The 16,780-nt window shown below is 30.7% G+C and carries 15 protein-coding genes, 1 tRNA gene and 1 pseudogene; 12 read left to right on the forward strand and 5 right to left on the reverse strand.

Going from position 1 to position 16,780, the window contains the following annotated elements; translation table 11 throughout:
* Positions 1 to 64 precede the first annotated feature (64 nt).
* The 7 genes from OIF36_02410 (at position 65) to OIF36_02440 (ending at position 9,619) form a co-directional block, all read left to right on the forward strand.
* A complete protein-coding gene (locus OIF36_02410; protein MCV6599318.1) occupies positions 65 to 862 on the forward strand; it encodes a hypothetical protein in 798 nt (265 codons plus the stop codon).
* A gap of 53 nt (positions 863 to 915) precedes the next feature.
* Complete coding sequence (locus tag OIF36_02415) at positions 916 to 2,871, forward strand: YjbH domain-containing protein (GenBank protein ID MCV6599319.1); 1,956 nt, start codon at positions 916 to 918, stop codon at positions 2,869 to 2,871.
* Between the two features lie 69 nt (positions 2,872 to 2,940).
* Positions 2,941 to 3,876, forward strand: a complete 936-nt coding sequence (locus OIF36_02420) for a hypothetical protein (GenBank protein MCV6599320.1) — start codon at positions 2,941 to 2,943, stop codon at positions 3,874 to 3,876.
* A 71-nt stretch (positions 3,877 to 3,947) separates the two neighbouring features.
* The gene (parE, locus tag OIF36_02425) at positions 3,948 to 5,939 is read left to right on the forward strand and encodes a DNA topoisomerase IV subunit B (protein MCV6599321.1); all 1,992 of its coding nucleotides are present in this window, start codon (positions 3,948 to 3,950) and stop codon (positions 5,937 to 5,939) included.
* Between the two features lie 41 nt (positions 5,940 to 5,980).
* Entirely contained in the window at positions 5,981 to 6,568 is a 588-nt protein-coding gene (locus OIF36_02430) for a DEAD/DEAH box helicase (protein MCV6599322.1), read from the forward strand.
* A 2-nt stretch (positions 6,569 to 6,570) separates the two neighbouring features.
* Positions 6,571 to 8,763 (forward strand): LPS assembly protein LptD, encoded by a 2,193-nt coding sequence (lptD, locus tag OIF36_02435; protein ID MCV6599323.1) that lies wholly within the window; start codon positions 6,571 to 6,573, stop codon positions 8,761 to 8,763.
* 13 nt (positions 8,764 to 8,776) lie between these two features.
* Entirely contained in the window at positions 8,777 to 9,619 is an 843-nt protein-coding gene (locus OIF36_02440; protein ID MCV6599324.1) for a hypothetical protein, read from the forward strand.
* 37 nt (positions 9,620 to 9,656) lie between these two features.
* Here OIF36_02440 and grpE read toward each other — a convergent pair whose 3' ends face one another.
* Complete coding sequence (gene grpE / locus OIF36_02445) at positions 9,657 to 10,178, reverse strand: nucleotide exchange factor GrpE (GenBank protein MCV6599325.1); 522 nt, start codon at positions 10,176 to 10,178, stop codon at positions 9,657 to 9,659.
* Between the two features lie 136 nt (positions 10,179 to 10,314).
* Here grpE and rph point away from each other — a divergent pair.
* Together rph and rdgB are read left to right on the forward strand one after the other, a co-directional pair.
* Positions 10,315 to 11,013: pseudogene (rph, locus tag OIF36_02450) on the forward strand (ribonuclease PH).
* 60 nt (positions 11,014 to 11,073) lie between these two features.
* Positions 11,074 to 11,652: an RdgB/HAM1 family non-canonical purine NTP pyrophosphatase gene (gene rdgB / locus OIF36_02455; GenBank protein MCV6599326.1), complete on the forward strand. Its 579-nt coding sequence runs from the start codon at positions 11,074 to 11,076 to the stop codon at positions 11,650 to 11,652.
* 338 nt (positions 11,653 to 11,990) lie between these two features.
* Here rdgB and OIF36_02460 read toward each other — a convergent pair whose 3' ends face one another.
* From OIF36_02460 to OIF36_02470, 3 genes are all read right to left on the reverse strand, one after another.
* Positions 11,991 to 13,508: a BspA family leucine-rich repeat surface protein gene (locus OIF36_02460; protein ID MCV6599327.1), complete on the reverse strand. Its 1,518-nt coding sequence runs from the start codon at positions 13,506 to 13,508 to the stop codon at positions 11,991 to 11,993.
* Between the two features lie 471 nt (positions 13,509 to 13,979).
* Positions 13,980 to 14,294 (reverse strand): MerR family transcriptional regulator, encoded by a 315-nt coding sequence (locus OIF36_02465; GenBank protein ID MCV6599328.1) that lies wholly within the window; start codon positions 14,292 to 14,294, stop codon positions 13,980 to 13,982.
* 3 nt (positions 14,295 to 14,297) lie between these two features.
* Positions 14,298 to 14,591 carry an integration host factor subunit alpha gene (locus OIF36_02470; GenBank protein MCV6599329.1) on the reverse strand — a complete coding sequence of 98 codons (294 nt, stop codon included), beginning with the start codon at positions 14,589 to 14,591 and terminating at the stop codon, positions 14,298 to 14,300.
* Positions 14,592 to 14,737: 146 nt separating this feature from the next.
* Between OIF36_02470 and OIF36_02475 the strand changes: the two genes are divergently transcribed.
* Both OIF36_02475 and OIF36_02480 read left to right on the forward strand, forming a co-directional pair.
* Positions 14,738 to 15,274, forward strand: a complete 537-nt coding sequence (locus OIF36_02475; protein ID MCV6599330.1) for a lipocalin family protein — start codon at positions 14,738 to 14,740, stop codon at positions 15,272 to 15,274.
* Positions 15,275 to 15,336: 62 nt separating this feature from the next.
* Positions 15,337 to 15,411: transfer RNA gene (locus OIF36_02480), tRNA-Gln, on the forward strand.
* A 220-nt stretch (positions 15,412 to 15,631) separates the two neighbouring features.
* On the opposite strand, the gene OIF36_02485 is transcribed toward OIF36_02480, so the two are convergent.
* The gene (locus OIF36_02485; protein MCV6599331.1) at positions 15,632 to 16,048 is read right to left on the reverse strand and encodes a DUF488 domain-containing protein; all 417 of its coding nucleotides are present in this window, start codon (positions 16,046 to 16,048) and stop codon (positions 15,632 to 15,634) included.
* A gap of 176 nt (positions 16,049 to 16,224) precedes the next feature.
* Between OIF36_02485 and greA the strand changes: the two genes are divergently transcribed.
* Positions 16,225 to 16,701: a transcription elongation factor GreA gene (greA, locus tag OIF36_02490; GenBank protein MCV6599332.1), complete on the forward strand. Its 477-nt coding sequence runs from the start codon at positions 16,225 to 16,227 to the stop codon at positions 16,699 to 16,701.
* Positions 16,702 to 16,780: the final 79 nt, after the last annotated feature.

Genomic DNA, 16,780 nt, shown 5'->3' on the forward strand with positions numbered 1-16,780 from the left:
TTTGTTTTTGCTCTTATTTTATGGTATAATAAACATAGAATAAGGGAAAGACAGGTGAGCTGTTATGAATTATGATATAAGAGGATATTTCCAAAAAAAATCTGGACCACATCCTAAAGAGATATCTAAAACTTCTATTAGAATCTCTAATAAAATTTGCTCATTTATATCAAAAGAAAGATCTGATAAAGAGCTAGACCAATTAATTGATAAGTTTAACATTTCTTTTAAAACTGTTAACACATTAAGAATGACAGAAAGCTTAATAGACTTGAATGACAATATATTTTCTGAGTCATTAGCACATATTAAAAATGATAAAACTTATTTTAAAGGTAAAAGATCTCATAAAAATGACTATAAAGGTTCTTTAAAAGCTTATAATTTCATAAAACTTTGTATAAAAGCTGGAATAAATAATAAAGCTCTAAAAGAAGCTAGCAAGATAGCAATTAATAGAATTAAATATTATGATTTCACATCTAACATACTTATGATGGACATCGAGCAAGGAGTTTCTTTCAAAACTACAAGCAATAATGATTTAGCAATTGAATTTATAAGTCATAGTAGTGGTGGATTAAATGATTTAAAAGATTTAACAAACATCTTAATCTCTGGAGGATTATCAATGACAAACTCTGAAGTTGTTAATCAAATCAAAACAAAATGCATTCCAGTGTATAAAGAAAAACTTGAAGAGTTTATAAATGACAAAACTGTTAGTGAGTTACAATCTGTAATGACAACTCAATCTAGATCTTCTGATGTTTCTGTTAATAATATAGGTAGCAACCTAGCTCCAAGAGCAAAAATTAAAACACAATACTCATCAGCTAATGCAGAAGAATTAACTCAATAAAATAATAAATAAAGCTTGCATTTATATCAAAACTTAATTATTTATTAACAATTATGAAAAGATTTCTATTTTTAGTATTAACATTAATATCTAACTCTGCTATTGCAAAGAGTTCTATAGACTTAATCTCTACTCCTACAGCCAGATTTAAAGACACGGGCATAATATCTACAGAAATATATAGTAGAGAGTCGTTAAAAGGATTATCAGCAAACTTTCAATGGAGCGATAGTGCCTTATTTAAGCTTAATAGATATAAAAATAACAACGATAGTGATATTTATAAGAGCTCTTTAGATTTAAAATTTAAAGCTCATGAGGAAAGTAGATTTATCCCTCAAGTTGCAATTGGAATAAACTCCATCGCTGGAGATGAAGATTTAGAATCAGAGTATATTGTTATTTCAAAGAATTTCTATAATTTTGATTTTTCTACTGGTTTAGCCTGGGGAGCAATGGGTACTGGAGGAAACATAAAAAACCCTCTATCTTTTTTAGGCTCTCACTTCAGTAAAAATAAAGACAGAGAGACTAACAATCGTCTAGAGAACTTATTCACTGGAGAAAGAGTAAACTTATTTGGAGGATTATCATACAAAATTAATCCTCGCTTTAAATTTAATATTGAATATAACAACAAAGAGGTTAATAATCTATATCAAAAAAATAATGCTAATAGTTCTATATCTTATGGGCTTGAATATAACAAAGATGCTTACACAACATCAATAGGCATAGAGAATGGTAACATTTTCATAGCAAAACTTAAATACTCATTTAATAGCAACAAGTTATCTAAGAATATTACTCCCAAAATAAATAAGGTTAAAAAGATAAATAGAAAAGATATACAAGTTTCTGAAAATCGACTTATTACCAAAGCTCACAATTACAATATAAATGCTTATGCTTCTTCTTTAGGAATGAATAAAGCCGATCTATGGGTTGATTATCAAGAAAAAGATAATTTAACTCAAAACATGTTTGACTCTTCTAGATACCTTTACAATAACACTTCAAACAACATCAAGAAGCTTGGAATAGTACAAACTAATCAAGGTCTTTCAGGGGTTAAATCATCAATACTAAGAGAAGATTTAGAGAAACTAGACAACAACAATCTTTCTTTAGAGGCATTAATTAAAAAGTCTGAATTTTCACCCTCTTATAAAACATCCTATGATGCAATACAAAACAGAGCGGACTCTTCTAATTGGTTTTTCAAGCCATCTATAGACATAGATACTTCAACAAAGGATAAAATAGCAAGGCACAGATCTTATATAATTGCTGGATTAAAGAAAAAATCATCCGAAGCAAATGGCTTGAGCTATGGAGTAGCATTAAGATTAAACACCTCTAATAACTTAAAAGAAGATTGGCTTTTAGCCAAAGGTAGAGGAATGGAAAAACATTTTGCAAATCGCAGATTAAATTTAGAAAATGCATATATAAGGAAAATATTCAACCCATTTAATAATGTTTATATAGACACTCAACTAGGGTATTTAGAAGAAATGCATCAAGGATTAGCAACAGAGGTAATGTATAAGCCTATAATGTCCAATTGGGGTTTATCTTTTGATTATAATCAAGTTTATCAAAGACAGCACTACAATGCTTTTAGTTTTTATCCAAGCTTAATTGAAACAGGCGGACTTTCTTTTTATTATGAGCCAGATTATTTAGAAAACACTATATTAAAATTTTCAGTCAGACAATTCTTAGCGGGAGATAGAGGGTTACAGTTAACTGCTAAAAGAAAGTTTAATAACGGAGCAGAAATCGAAATATTTAGCAATATTTCAAATCAAGAAGGCATTGAAGAGTATGATGCTTTTAGAAGTAATGTAGGAATTAATTTATCCTTCCCTATAGGGGAAAAACATAATAAGATTGCTACTTCCATTTCTCCAATGGGATTAATAACTGGAGAGACTCTCAAAAAACCTGAAAGCTTATATAAAGATATAAGTAATATTTCTTACAACAACCTAATTAAGTTTTAAAGTAGGCTATTGTCTTTATTGTTATTTTATGATATTATACCTCAATAAAATTAACAATAAGGAAAGTGTATGTTTAAATATTTTAGTCAAGAAGAAAAAAAGAAAAGAGCAAAAATTAAAACAGCTAAAAAAATAGCAAATAAACTTTATAATAGCTTAAGCTATTCAGCTCCAATGATTACTCCAGCAAAGTCGGGAGCAGAAGAGCTTATAGACATTCATAAGGTATCTTTCAGAAACATCGATTGTATCCCAACAAAAATAGAAGAAAAATCTGATAATATAAACCAACTAATTTTTGATAACTTATTTAATAAAGTTTATAATAATACAAAAAATAGTTATGCTTTTTTCGATAAAGAAAAAATTCCTTCTTTTTTATTATTTTGCCAAGAAGCAGGAGCAAACAAAAAAGCTATTAGCAATTCTTTTAGCTTATTATCAACTCTTATATGCGACAATGCGATTACATCAGAAAACAAAAATGATAATATGAAACTGAGATTGATTAAAGTTGTAAAGTTGTCAGGATTATCAATGAATAATCAAAAAGTTAATAGTAGCATTGCGGAAATTGGCTATAGCCTTAGCAGAGATAAAACATTTAGCTTTTTATCAGACTTTGTAAATACCATAGAAGAAATGGGTGTTGATATAGGCAACCCTGAAAACAAAAAATTTAAAGATCTATTCTTGCATAAAGTTGACTTTAAAGACTATGATAAAACTGTATTGTTTTTTAAAGACAAAGTTAATTCTTTTCATGAAAAACAGAAAAAAACCAAAAAAATAAAAGCTAAGAAAAAAACAAAGCAAAAAGCATATAGCAATAATTATAAAAAGAGTCATAAAAATAAAACTAAGTATGAAGAACAAGAAAAGGCTCAAACTAAAAATGACAAAAATAATAAGCCTCCTGTTTTAAAAAATAAAAAGTCAAATGACACAAAACAAAAAGAGCCAATAAAAAAATATACTTCTATAACATATAGCACTTATATGTAAAGTTAATTTATTTGATAAAAGTTAATAAAAATACTTGATTAATATATAAAAAAGCTTTAAGGTATATGGCTATGAGTGATTTATTTGAAGATTCAACATCAATAAAGGAATCAAAAGGTTATTCCGCAAGCGACATTGAGGTTCTAGAAGGTCTAGAGCCAGTTCGTCATCGTCCAGGTATGTATATTGGAGGAACTGACGAACAAGCTTTAAATCACCTAATAGCAGAAATACTTGACAACTCTATGGATGAGGCTGTTGCTGGCCATGCAAATAAAATAGAAATAGAATTATATGCAGACGGCTGTGTATCAATAGCTGATAATGGTAGAGGTATTCCTGTTGGAGAACATCCAAAATACCCAGGGAAATCAGCTTTGGAAGTTATCTTAACTACTCTTCATTCTGGAGGAAAGTTTACTAGTAAAGCTTATGAAACCTCTGGGGGATTACATGGTGTTGGTATTTCTGTAGTTAATGCTCTTTCTGATAAACTTGTAGTAGAAGTTTACAGAGGGAAAAAACTTTACAAACAAGAATTTTCAAAAGGTATTCCTACAACTAAGCTAGAAAACCTAGGTAATATAAATAAAAGAGGAACAAAAATACTGTTCCACCCTGATCCAGAAATATTTGGAGAAAAAGCTAGATTTAAAGCTGAAAAAATATATAAAATGGTTAGATCAAAAGCATTTTTATATTCAGGAGTACAAATCATTTGGAAATGTGCAAGTGAAATTATTAAACCAGAATCTCAAGTTAAAGAAGAGGATATATTCCACTTCCCTAATGGATTAGAAGACTTTTTAACTCAAGCAATTGAGGGGCAAGAGCTTCATAACAAAACTATATTTTCTGGTAAAAAAGATTTTCCTGATAACAAAGGAAAAGTTGAATGGTCTGTTGTGTGGCCTGTTTATGCAGATGGGTTTTGTCATTCTTACTGTAATACAGTCCCTACTCCACAAGGAGGAACACATGAAAACGGACTTAAATTGGCTCTGTATAAAGGATTAAAAAACTTCGGAGAATTAATAGGCAACAAAAAAGCAAATATGATTGCTTCAGATGATGTTATATCTGGTGCTTGTGTATTGATATCTGTATTTATTAAAGATCCTCTATTCCAAGGGCAAACGAAAGACAAGCTTTCAAATACTTATGTTACAAAGCTAGTTGAAAGCTCAATAAGAGATCATTTTGATCATTGGCTATCTAAAGATACAGCAACGGCTACAAAATTAATTGATTTATTTGTAGAAAAAGCTGAGGATAGATTAAGAAGAAAACAAAAGAGAGATGCAAATCGAAAAACTGCAACAAAGAAGACTAGATTGCCTGGTAAACTTGCAGATTGTTCTAACTCTTCCGCTGAAGGCACAGAGATATACATAGTTGAGGGAGACTCAGCTGGCGGTTCTGCGAAACAAGCAAGAGATAGAAAAACTCAAGCAATACTACCTCTGAAAGGTAAAATCCTTAATGTTGTTAGCGCTACAGCTGAAAAAATGCATGCAAACCAAGAAATAAACGACTTAACTCAAGCTCTTGGATGTGGAATTGGATCTCATTTTGATATTGATAAACTAAGATATGAAAAAATCATAATAATGACGGATGCCGATGTTGATGGCGCGCATATAGCATCACTCATTATGACATTTTTCTACTCACAAATGCCTGAAATAATAAAACAAGGACATCTTTTCTTAGCGATGCCTCCTCTGTACAGAATAGCTCAAAAGGCTAAAGTACTATATGCAAGAGACGATAAGCACAAAGATGAATTGTTAAAAACAGAGTTTAAAGGTAAAGCAAAAGTAGAAATCAGCCGATTTAAAGGGCTTGGAGAAATGCCTCCGAAACAACTAAAAGAGACAACAATGGATATAACAAAGAGAACTCTTATGAAAGTAGTTCTCCCTACTGAAAACGACCCTGAGAACTTAGATAATATAAATGAAACTAGTGATCTGGTAGAAAGGCTAATGGGTAAAAAACCTGAAGCTAGATTTAAATTCATACAAGAGAATGCTCATTTCGCTGTCGAATTAGATGTGTAAACCTTTAAATCCTTTTAAAAACAAAGCAAAAGGATAAAAAAATGACTATAAAAAACGAGTTATTAGAAATAAACTTAAAAAATAAAAAAGAAGAAATTATAAATAAAATAAAAGAGATATCAATCTCAAAAGCTCTAATTTTCTCAAACAAGAAAAGAGATATCGAAGCAATTAATAAAGCTTTAAATGAAGCAGGTTTCAAATCTCATCCTCTATACAATGGAATGGAAGATGAAGTAAAAGAAGAAGCTGTTAAATTCTTTAATGATAATAAAAAAGCATTTCTTGTTTGCTCGGATAGTGTTGCAAAAAAAGTTGATTTAAATAAAATTGATTATATAATAGGATCAGAACTGCCAACAAGAGCTAATGATTACAAAATAAGATTATCATATTTAAGCGAAAAAGGCATGGGTATAACATTTCACTCAGGAGAAGATGAAGAAAAAATAGCTGAAATAAACAAGGCAATGAACAAAAAAGTTGAAAAGGCTGCTAAAACTGAGAAATTAGAAAAAAACACTCAATCTAAAAAAACAACAGTTAAAAAGGAAAAAGATAGCTTTGGCGGACACATACCTGAGTTTTTACAAATAGATATATCTTACTTACTTAATAAGGCTGTATAATTATGAGAACAAATATTAAAACTAAAATATTATCTATTCTACTATCTTGCTTTTGCATGAATTTTGCAAAAGCAGATAATGTAGAGTTAGACAATTCGGTTTTAATAAATGCTAATGAAATTGTATATAACAATTCTATCGATGTAGTTAATGCTTTCGGTGATGTTGAAGTAGCTAAAAATAATAGCATTATATGGGCAGATGAAATAACCTATAATAAGAAGCAAAATATTATAATAGCAAAAGGGAATATTACATTTAAAGATAATGATGGCAATGTTAGCTATGGTAGCTCAATGGAGTTCAATAATGACTTAAGAACAGGATTTATAAAATCCCCTCAAATAAAAATGAGTGATAGCTCTCAAATTGCTGGCTCTATAGCTCAAAGAGAGACCCCTACTCTAAGTAGCATAAACAATGTGGTTTATTCTCCATGTAAGGTGTGTGAGGATAATAACAATCCTATATGGCAAATAAAAGCAAGTAAAGTTGAAAACAATGAAGAAACTTTAAATGTAACATATAAGAATGCTTGGTTAGAAATATATGGAACTCCTATATTTTATACACCTTATTTAACTCATCCAGATCCTAGAGTTACACGAAGAAGTGGTTGGTTGGCTCCAACTATAGAGAGCTCTTCTGATATAGGCTTTATGCTTAGAAATTATTACTATTGGGACATAAAAGAAGATACCGATGCTACATTTGAAGTTTCTTTAATAGATTTAGTGAAAACTCCTCTAATTGGTGGAGAGTTTAGACATCTATTTAAAAATGGAAGCTTAAAACTATCAGGAAGCATTACCTCTGGAAGCGATGTAAAGAAAAAAGGAGAAGATAGTTTTAAAGGTCATTTCTTTGCAGATGGAGAATTTAATATTAATGAACACTGGAGAACAGGTTTCTCTATAAAGAGTGTAAGTCATGATGACTATTTTGAAAAATATGACTTTGAAAATAAAGATACAGATATGCTTACATCAAGAGCTTATCTAGAAGGTTTTTATGGAGATGATTATTTAGCTCTTAGTGCTTACAATTTTAAAGATTTAAGACCGAACATTCCTCAAGAACAGCCGATAATACTACCTAAAGCAGAGTACTCTTTTAAAGGTGATTCTTTCTTGGGACTAAATACAAATTGGGTATCGCAAGGTGATATTCTTGCTCTTGATCAAAAAGATGAAAACAAAGAATTAAGAGTTTATAACCAATCTGGAATTGAACAGAACTATTTAAGTACATTTGGTTTAAGTTTAGATGTAAGTGCTGACTTATTCACAAGAGCTTATATGATAGACAGTGAAGACCCTACAAAAAAAGAAAATATATTTAGTGTAATGCCTCAATTATACATGCTAGCAAAATACCCTCTTTCTAAAAATCTTAAAAGCGGTTCAACAGCTATTATAGAACCTGTTGCCAATTTAATACTTGCTCCTAATGGAGTTAATGATGAAGACACTCCGATTCAAGATTCAACGATTTTAGACTTAGACTACACCAATCTATTTTCTAAAAATAGACTTAGCGGTGTTGATAGATTAGAGGATGGAATAAGAAGCAGCTATGGTCTTAAAACATCAATATTAAATAATAATGGAGGATATTACTCTGCATTTATTGGGCAAGCTTATAGACAAAGAGAAAATTCATACTTGTTCCCTGAAACTTCAAGTTTAAACAGTAAATTTTCAGACATAATTATAGAATTACAAGCTAAACCAAATAATAATGTAAACTTAGATTACTCTTTACTTTTAGACAAAGATAGCTTAACAGATAAAAAGCATGAAGCTTATTTTTCTTTAGGGAATCCAGACCTATTCAGATTAAAGGGTAGCTATCTATATTATAAAGAGGAAGCAATTGATATTACAAACGAAAACAATCAAGAGTTGAAATTAGGATTTGATTCTGCTATAAATAATTATTGGAAACTATCTGGAAGCTCAACTTCATCTTTAGGATCTAAAGGAGATGGCTTACTTAAATCAAAGTTAGGACTTATATATACTGATGAGTGTTTCTCTTTCGGAATAATTGGAGAGAGAGATTTAACAAATCGTAAAGGGGCTGATGCAGCTACAACAATTATGTTTAGACTAGGATTAAAGAACTTAGGAGAGTTTGAAACACCATCATTATCTACAAACTTTTTATTAAATAATGATAATAGCAAAAAATAAGGAGATGATTTAAATGAGCAAAGAAGATAAAATAATTCAAGATATGGTTGTGGATGACCAAATTACTTGTGCAAAGCTAAAAATGGAAGATATTATTAATAATAGACTACCTATTGCTTTGGAGAATTTGGACTTTTCTCATATGATTTTTGAAGACGGGAAAATACCTGATTTATCTTTCATGGAAGTTAGAAACTCTTTTGACTGCTCTCATACCAATATATGCTCATTTGAGGGGTTTCCAAAAGTTCATAAAAACATAGATATTTCAAATACAAAAATCAGAACCCTTGAAGGATGTCCAGCGACTAAAGAATTAGAAATGTCTTATACAGAAGTAGGATCTTTTGAGCATTGTCCTGAGTCTGTTGAAATTATAGATGCTTGGAAAACTAATATCTCTAATTTTAATCATATACCTGAAGGAATTAAAAAGTTAAGTGTGGGGAGAACAAGCATAAGAGATCTTAAAAACTGCCCTGAATCTATTGAAGATTTAACAGTTGATTATTTAGATCTAGAAAACTTTAATGATATACCTAAAAATGTTAAAATATTAAGCATTGCGGGCTCATCCATGGAAAACTTTAAGGATATACCTCAAACAGTTGAAGAATTAACTTGCTATCATAACAACCATCTAAATAGCTTAGAAGGGCTAAACATAGAGATACTTAAAGGCATTGCTATCATTGATTGTCCTAATGTATTAGAAGAGGAAATTGATGCATATCACAAAATCATAAAAGCTAGAACTCTATTAGAAAAACAAGAGATTTTAAGAGAATTTTTAAGCAAAAAAGATGATATAATTAGACAAAAAGAATTAGAAAGAATTAGAAGACAATTTAAATAATATAAAAAAGAAGAGCCTTTCGGCTCTTTTTTTATTGCTACTTACTAACTATAACTCTCGCAGGTCTTAACAATCTATCTCCGATAGTAAAGCCCTCTTCCAATACCATTATGATAGTTCCCGTTTCGTTTTCACTCTCTTGCTCCATCATAACTTCGTGAATATTTGGATCAAATGTACCTTCACACTCAACTTTTTTAATATCGAATTTTTCAAAAGTTTTCATTAGCTGGTTCTCTGTAACATTTACACCTGTAAATAAATTATTTAGAGATTCATCTTTTTGTCTTTCCTCTTCTGAAATAGCAGAAAGAGCTCTTTTTAAATTATCAGAAACAGCAAGCATTTCTTTAGCAAATTTAGAAACTGAATAAGTAGCCATATCTGTTATTTCTTTTGCAGTTCTTTTTCTTAAGTTTTCTGTTTCAGAAATTGCTCTTAAAAGTTTATCTTTTAAGTCCGCATTTTCAGCAACTAACTCTTCCATAGCTTTTGCAATCTTTTCCTCTTCTGTTAATTTTTTATCTTTTGTATCTTGTTTCTTTTCTTTTTTATCCATTTTATATTTCCTTATAATTAATTTATATCCTATATTTAATCAGTTTTTATTCATTTTTCAAGAAAGAAATTGAAAAAATATCATTTATACTGTATAAATGTACTCAAATAAACTGAATAAAAAAGGAAAATTTTATATGTACAGACCATCAAAAAGAGAAAAAGACGAATTAAGACAGTTTTCAATAGAACCAGATTATATGGGAAACCCAGAAGGTTCTTGCATGGTTAAAGCGGGAAACACTCATGTATTATGCGTTGCTACTGTAGAAAAGTCAGTGCCAATGTTTTTAAGAGGAACTGGTAAAGGCTGGGTAACTGCTGAGTATGGCATGCTACCTCGTTCAACAGATCAAAGAATGAGAAGAGAAGCTACTATTGGCAAACAAAGCGGAAGAACTCTGGAGATACAAAGACTAATTGGCAGATCTTTAAGAGCTATCATAGATATGGATAAGCTAAACGAATATCAAATTAAAATAGATTGTGATGTTATCAGAGCCGATGGAGGCACTAGAACAGCAGCTATATCAGGAGCTTATGTTGCTCTTAGCAAAGCTGTGGACTTCATGTTAGAAAAAGGGATAATAAATGAAAATCCAATCTATGAACAAGTGGCTGCCGTATCTTGTGGCATCTTCAAAGGAGAGCCTGTATTAGATTTAGATTTTTATGAAGATTCAAATGCTCAAGCTGACTCTAACTTTGTTTTAACAGCTAGCGGTAAAATAATAGAAGTTCAAGGTACTGCCGAAAAAGAGCCTTTCTCTAAATCAGAACTAATGGAGCTTTTATCTCTAGCAGAAAAAGGAGTTTCAGAAATAGCTCAAGAACAAAACAGAGCTCTTAAAAAAGGTGCTAACCGTAGAAAATTCAAACCAGGTGATGAAATAATTATTGCCACTCATAACATGGGTAAATTTAAAGAGTTTAGAAATGCCTTAGCTCCATATACAGAGAATGTTCTATCAGGAAATGATATAAACTTACCAGATGTAGAAGAAACAGAAGACACTTTTGAAGGTAATGCTAAGCTTAAAGCTATAGCTGGAGCAAAGCATACTGGTAAAATTGTAATAGCTGATGATAGCGGTTTTTGTGTAAAAAAATTAAAAGGAAGACCGGGAGTATATTCAAAAAGGTTTGCTGTTGAAGTTGGGAATGGAAAAGAAAACTATCCTGCAGCAATTGCAAAATTAAATGAAGAGCTAGGAAACAACAAAGACAGAAGAGCAAGTTTCTGTTGTTGTTTAGTAATTGCTTGGCCAGATGGACATACAGAGACTCTAAATGGTAGAGTTAACGGCAAACTATTAAAAACATTACAAGGTGAAGATGGTTTTGGTTTTGACCCTGCATTTGTTCCTAATGGACACGATAGAACTTTTGCTGAAATGAGTTTAGAGGAAAAGCAGAAACTTTCTCATAGAGGAAAAGCTTTATCTTCTTTAATTGAAGAAGTATTTGAAAAGTAAAAATCAGCAATCTCTTTTCTAATCATCCACTCGACTATCTGTCATTCCCCTGAAAAGGGGAATCTTCTTGTGCTACCCCCCTTTTTCTTTTTTAGTCATTCTGATGAGCGGAGCGAAGAAGAATCTCACTGTTTTAAATCAGTGCCAAACTTTTTATTTGTCGTCATTCTGAACGGACACACTTGTGTGGTAGTGAAGAATCTCACCGTGCTACTGGATATGAATTCACATTACACAAGCACGAAAGGATTTTTCACTTTTTCAGAATGACAAGCAAATAAGAAGGCATAAAAAAAGCTCCCAAAACAGGGAGCTTTTTTAAACAATAAATAACTTTGTTAATTAGAACTAAATACCCAACCTTTCCCCTCTAAAGTTGCTTTAGCAGATGAACATGTAGCATCTGAACAAGTATTGCCCCCAACTCTAATACTTCCTGTATTTTTCAACTTAGCATTTGAATTAGAAATAGTTGATAGAAAACTAGAGTATATAGATGAAGACACTGAAGATGAGTAATCAATTACTGATAAGTTCGATGCATTCATCATACTATTTAAATAAACTACTTTAGTTGTATCTAATCCACTAAGGTTTAAATTAGCTATATTATTTAAACCAGTATAACTATCTCCACCAAACATATTAGTCATATTTGTAACCTTGCTTGTATCAAAATTACTTATATCTAGTGTAGTTAAGCTCTCTAGGCCATAAAACATACCATTAGGGTCGACAAGACTACTTGTATTAAAGTTGCTCACATCTAGACTTGTTAGCTTTTTCATACCGCCAAACATAGCAGCTGTATGTGTTACATTACTTGTATCAAATGAACTAACATCTAGTGTAGTTAAGCTCTCTAGCCCCCAAAACATATCACCCATATTAGTAACCTTCCTTGTATCAAATGAACTGATATTTAGACTTGTTATATTATTCGCATTCTCAAACATACTATTCATATTTGTTACATTACTTGTATCTAGACCTCTCAAATCAATATTTGTTATATATTCAGCATTATAGAACATCTCTGACATATCAGCCACACCGCTGGTATCACAATCCCCCGCAGTAAAAGAAGTCAAACGAGAATAAGAAAAAGAGCGATTAAAGCTTTTCCAACCCACATTGCCTAAGTTTTCAACTGTTTTCATTTTTGTAGGAACATGGCTAATATAAGGGAAATCCCCTGTTATTTTAACAGTCTTTCTTCCTCCAGTACTATATGTATGTGTAATATGGTAATTTGTAAAATCATTACAATCACTGTCATCATCCCAACAAATTCTACCATTATATCCACTTGAAACTTTAGTAGGGAAAATTATTGTATCTCCAGCATTAACTTCCCATGTTGTAACAAAAGGATTTTCTGCCACAGCATCACTAACATCAATAGAAGCGATTTTAGTTCCTTCTTGAACTTTATTAACTACTGCTGATAGGGTTATGTTTACTGTTCCACTTGCTTTTGCTTTTGCGATTGTTAGAGTTCTATTTGCTCCAGTTCCTGTAATGCTAACATCACTCGCTAAAACAACATCTTCATTCGCTAAACTAAAGCTAACAGCTACATCGTCTGCATTTATACCTCCTGAAGGAGTCAAAGTAATAGCAAATGTTTTATTTGTATCACTAGCTTTCATAGAAATGCTTTCAACCGCTATACTTACACTTCCTTGTTGTTCCGGATTTTCACTACCATCAAATGGAGTGGCAGGGTTAGCTTGTAAACTACCTGATAAATTCTCGAAATAATAATAATCTCTTGCATGTGAAATTCCAACTGCTGAGCTTATAAACGAAACAGCTATAGCTGAAAGTAAAAGCTTATTAGATAATTTTTTCATTTGTTTCTCCTCTCAAAATATAAATGAAATTTATTTTAGATTATTTTATACATATCATTCTTATAATGTCAAGATAATAGATGTTTTTTTTGATTATAGTATATTATTATTTTTTATATACCTCATCATTACCTATCTTTTTATTGTAATTATGATAATCGGAGCGAAGAAGAATCTTCTTGTGTTGCTGGATTTACCCTTCTATTCCGTCATTCTGAACGGACACACTTGTGTGGCAGTGAAGAATCTCACTGTGCTACTGGATATAAATCAATATTACACAGGCATGAAAAGATTCTTCTTCGCTTTGCTCATCATAATGACGGGGAATAGTGAGAATGATGAAAAGATTTTTCATTTTGTTCAGAATGGGGATATAATAATATAGCATGGTGAAAAAATTCTTCCTTGCACTTAGAATGGTGGGAAAAATTAGGATGAGAAAAAATAAATGATAATAAATTAATACAATTATTTATTTAAAATGCTATCTGCTGTTTTTAAATCTTCTAAAACATCTTTTAAAGAGTCAATTAAAACTTTATCTATCTTATTATTTTTTGCATTTAACTGTTTAATAGCACCTTCAATTGTTAATTTTTGAGTAGTTAGTAAATCATTTATCTCTTTTAATAAAGAAATATCATCTGGTCTATAGAATCTTCTTCCACCAGATCTCTTCATAGGTTGAATCTTATTAAATTTAGTTTCCCAGAATCTTATAGTTGATGCATTTCTGCCTATAATTTTAGAAACTTCACTTATGTTATAAAAATTCTTTTCCATATCTTACTTTTTGTTTACCATATCTTTTAGATGTTGACTTGCTTTGAAGCTTACAACTCTTCTTGGAGTTATCACACTTTCTTCACCTGTCTTAGGGTTTCTACCAATTCTCTCTGCTTTTTGTATCAAAGAAAAAGTACCAAAACCTGATATTTTAACATTATTGCCTTTAGACAATGCAGAAGAAATTATATCAAAGAAATCATCCACAAAATCCGCACATTCATTTCTAGATAACCCTAATTCTTGATAAACTGCTTCGCTAAGTTTCATCCTTGTAACTGTATTTTCTGGCATAATAAGAGTCCTCCTCTATTGTTCTTTCCCCTTTTATCTAAGTATATTAGAGCATACTTTATAAACAAAGTCAAGGTGTTAGATTATTACTAAAAATTTGATTTTGTTTTTAAATTAGTTATAATAAAAGCAAAAGGAGAAATTATATGAAACTTTTTAGAAATTTATTGTTTATTTTAACATTATCATCCTGCTCTACGGCAGTTGAAACTAATACTATAAGAGACTTTCAAGCAAACAAATACCTTGGCAAATGGTATGAAATAGCGAGATTTGACAACCGTTTTGAGAAAGGCTTAGATAATGTCTCTGCAACATACACCAAGCTTAAGCATAATAAAATTAGAGTTGTAAACAAAGGATATAATAAAGAAAAAAAAGTTTGGAAAGAAGCAAAAGGAGTGGCTCTTTTAAATAAGAACCCACAAATTGGTAAACTTCGAGTTAGTTTCTTTTGGCCATTTTTTGGAAATTACAACATACTATATGTAAATGATGAATATACATATGCAATTATTGGCTCAAAATCGAAAAAATATTTATGGTTATTGTCTAGAAATCACAGTATAAGTGAAGAAACAAAAGATATTCTCATAAAAAAAGTTAAAAGCTTAGGATATGATAGCAATAAGCTGATATATATTTCTCATGATTTAAACATTAAAAATTCAGAGAAGAAATAAAAATAAAAAAACTCTTGCAAAAAATAAAAAAATAAGTTATAAGTTATGTCTAAATTGAGTATTGGGATGTAGCCAAGCGGTAAGGCAACCGGTTTTGATCCGGTCATGCGCAGGTTCGAATCCTGCCATCCCAACCAATAAATAAAAGAGTCCAGCATTCGCTGGGCTTTTTTGTTTATTATTTGAATGATAGTTATTTGAACCGTTAAAGGTTCGGCAAAAAGATTAGCTTTCAACAAGGTTGAAAGGTTAGCGTTTGAAACTTTCGCAGACACACAGTGTCGCACGAAAGAAATCCTGCCATCCCAAAAAAATAACATATATCCCTTATTATACAATTTACTTGTAATACCTTTTTTATTTATTTTTCATATAGCTATATGATATTGAATCTATTTGGCATAGAAAAAAGATTGTATTGATATTATCAATTTTAATATTTCTTATTTCTTCTACTTTTATATTAAGTTCTTTTTCAAACCATTGAGCAACGAGATGTCTATGACAAAACTCTCCTTCTTTTTCATAACAGAGCAATATAGCATCACTACCAAGTTCTTTAAAAACCTTTGTAGCATCTAGAGGAGCTAGAATTTCTTCTTTAAACCTTTTTATATATCTTTGAACATCTCCAGTTTTTCTATATTCTTTATATATACTCCAAGAAGGAGCAAGCTTTTTATACTCCCTGCCCTTATAAGCATCGGGGCTACATCCAGATATAGAAACTGCATTTATATTATTACCATGTTTTGCAAAATTAGATGTTTTCATAAAATGAAATATATCATATATTAAACTTATACAATCATAAATTTGACTTTTAGCTAAAATTGTTATAACATTAATTACATATAAAAACAATTCCGCATTTTGCGGGATTTTTTAATCACAAAAATAATATTTTTGTTTGCAAGATTAGAGCATTTAATATAGTGAGGAGAGAAAAAATGGATAAATACCCTATGACAGAGAAATGCTACAACGATATGGTAGCTGAGCTAAAAAACTTAAAATCTGTTGAGAGACCAGCTGTGATAGAAGCTATCGCAGATGCTCGAGAGCACGGTGATTTGAAGGAAAATGCGGAGTATCATTCTGCAAGAGAAAAACAAAGTTTTATCGAAGGAAGAATACAAGAGCTTGAAGCAATAGTATCAAGAGCTCAAGTTATAAATCCGCTAGATTTTGCAGGAGACTCTAATGTAAAATTCGGAGCAACTGTACAAATAGTTGATGAAGATACTGAAGAAGAAAAGACTCTTCAAATAGTTGGGGAATTTGAAGGCGATATAAGTAAAGGTTTAATTTCCTTGACTTCTCCTTTGGCAAGAGCTATGATAGGTAAATCCGAAGGAGACTCATTTGAAGTAATTACTCCTGCTGGTAAAAAATTCTATGAAATTGAAGAAGTAAAATATGTATAACAAGAACTTAAATATAAATGTGATTATAAATTCTACATCCCCTTTAGGGGTTTAGAATCGTAGAAAAAATTAATCACAA

Source organism: Alphaproteobacteria bacterium, assembly GCA_025800285.1.
Taxonomy (GTDB): Bacteria; Pseudomonadota; Alphaproteobacteria; order JAOXRX01; family JAOXRX01; genus JAOXRX01.